Below are 2,500 nucleotides of genomic sequence, written 5' to 3'. Positions count from 1 at the left end.
ACCAATAAGATCAAAAAATTCTATCAATAAAAAATTACTGACTAAATTGGGAATGTCCCAAAAAATGTAGATTTTGTTCCTTGAAGTCTACATAAGTCTTCTTCCTCAAAACGCTTCTCATTCTTCTCATGTGAAAAAAAACGAAAAACAAAAATCCCCGAAAAACAGAAAACGCTTCTATCCTTCTCATGTGAAAAAAATCTCTTATCGTTATTGTATAAGAAAAATTCTGGAAAAACAGAAGAGGACTGCATATTCCATCTTCGCTTCGCTCTATACCTATAAAAAACATGGAAAGTGGATACTCATTTTTTCCACTATAGGAAATAAGGGCCGACAAGCTATAGATAGCCAACTAAACCTTCCTCTTAACAGCTTAAGAGTAATAGGGGAGATAATTTTGTGAAAAATAATTTGTGGCTGTGATCTTTGACCAGTTCATTCGTAATGTCCGCAGAGAACTTTTACTATCCTATCTTGTTCAACGCTCGCATTCTTTGCTCACAAAAGCAAAAAAATCAAATGGTATTCCGTCAAAAAGCTTATAAAGGCTCGATACTTCATTCTTGGGATCAGAGAATTGCAAAAAGTGCATGATTGCAGAAGTGCATGATTGCAGAAGTACATGATTGCAGAAGTACATGATTGCAGAAGTGCATGATTGCAGAAGTGCATGATTGCAAAAAGTACATGATGAAGAAGGGGGCATTTAGAGAAGGATATTTAAAAAGCTGCACCAACAGGGCAGCTTTTTATCGGTTGCATGTTTTTTGCATAAAGTTTTAAAGTTTGAAAGAATCCTTACGACTTCTATAGCCATAATAGCCAAAAACACTAGAAATAATCGCGCCAATCAGGCTGCCTAAAAAGCCCCACCATCCCATATGGGATGCTTTGGTAACAGCTTTATCCGCAGTATGGCGCGCATCCTTTATGGAGGCATCAAGCTTTTTAGAGAGCGTTTCAGCTTGTTCTTCAAGGGCTTTGATGGCTTGGGCGGTTTTTGTCTCAGCTGTTTGATAGAGATAAAGCGCGTCGTTGGTCGTCTTTTGTGCATCTGCGGCTGTCATGCCATTGTTCATAAGGGCGTTTACGATGTCGTTTCGATCAAACTTGGCCATAAGGGCTTGGGCACGATGAGAAAGACGTTCACTGAGATCTTTCAGAGTGGTGCGATAGTGAGAAGGATCATCTTTAAAAGCTGTTATTGCTGAGCCAATATCTTGAAGAGCTTCCTGATAGGATTGTTTTAAACGTTCAGGATTGAGCGCAGGAATATCGTTTTTATTCAGAAGGGTGCGTAATTCATTGTGCAGTGTGTCAAAATTGACGCCTTTATCTTTCTTCTCACGTAAAAAACTTTCAAAGCTTTCGACGTTTAATTTTGAAAGAAGGGGGGAAAGATTTGTTCTAAGGCTGTCTGCAGTTTGTTGGATCATAGAGGTTTTTTCTGTAGCAACTTTAGCCCCTAAGTTTGCTGTGCTTGAAACCACGTGAATGGCTTGCAGGGTCATAAGAAGTGTTAATAGAGCCCAAGTTAAAAAACCGTGAACGATACCGGAGGATTCTGCAAAACGTCCTGCAACAAAACCTCCCAAGGCAAGGCTGATCAGGGTGACAATAAGAGAACCAATCCCAAAGGAAAGAAAAGAACCTTCAAAAGGGGTGGAAGAGCTAAAATCAATTTGGCTTAAACCCAATGCTGCTACCAGAAAAGATAAGCAAACTGAGGTGGCAAGAGCTGTCACCAATCCAGCAAAAATTGCTGACCATGAAATAGGGGTATGGAAAAAGGGATAGTCCGTCTCTAGAGAGGTCTCATCTAGAAAATGGGTATCGAATGGTGTGTCTTCAGGAATGCGAGTTTCCATAGTTTTATCTCCTTGAATGATGCTGGAGATACAATGCCTCTTCATCCATTATGTTCCAAAAGTAACCAATTTAGGTCAAAAATGGACAATAAATCCATACGATAAGATATTTGAATAACTAGAAAATATCTGAACAATGGCCAAAACTATTATATCAAATTTGCAGAAAAACATTACAAGGGTGAGAAAATTGACAAGGGTGAGAAAGATCTTTGTGGAATGCACACAAAATTAAGTATGTTGAAAACATCACATCCAAAGAAACCAAAATCTATAAAAATAAGTGCAAAAAAAATATCGATGCTTAAATCTATTAAAAAATATCTAAATCTATTAAAAAAGTGATATGAAGCACCACTCCTTCGTGGACACAAGGTCATAAAATAAGAAAATATTTCCTTTTAGAGGAAAACATGATACCGATCGTCTCAAAAAAAACATGCCTTCCTATGCCTATGAAAAAGTAAAAAAATACATGAGAATATAAAATGTTCCAGTCAAAGTTTTTTAAAAAACAGGATATTTGCGGACCGCTTTGTATCGGTTTTGACCCTAGCCATAAAGTTTTGCAGTCGTGGAATTTAAGCTGTGATTATAAAGGGCTAAAAGACTTTTGTGATATTCTTCTC

Annotated in this window: 1 protein-coding gene, 1 tRNA gene and 1 pseudogene (1 of these 3 cut by a window edge); 2 read left to right on the top strand and 1 reads right to left on the bottom strand. The window is 37.6% G+C overall.

Going from position 1 to position 2,500, the window contains the following annotated elements; genetic code table 11:
- Positions 1 to 4, top strand: a tRNA-Met gene (locus ABID39_RS07215) (it extends 73 nt beyond the left edge of the window).
- Between the two features lie 778 nt (positions 5 to 782).
- On the opposite strand, the gene ABID39_RS07210 is transcribed toward ABID39_RS07215, so the two are convergent.
- On the bottom strand, positions 783 to 1,871 hold the full coding sequence (locus tag ABID39_RS07210) for a DUF3792 domain-containing protein (RefSeq protein WP_354187418.1): 1,089 nt from the start codon (positions 1,869 to 1,871) through the stop codon (positions 783 to 785).
- Between the two features lie 488 nt (positions 1,872 to 2,359).
- Between ABID39_RS07210 and ABID39_RS07205 the strand changes: the two are divergent.
- A pseudogene (locus tag ABID39_RS07205) lies at positions 2,360 to 2,500 on the top strand (orotidine-5'-phosphate decarboxylase); the annotation flags it as partial.

The organism is Bartonella japonica, from assembly GCF_040545385.1.
Taxonomy (GTDB): Bacteria; Pseudomonadota; Alphaproteobacteria; order Rhizobiales; family Rhizobiaceae; genus Bartonella; species Bartonella japonica.
Note: the sequence above shows the minus strand (reverse complement) of the source record. Positions and strands in the feature narration are given on the sequence as shown.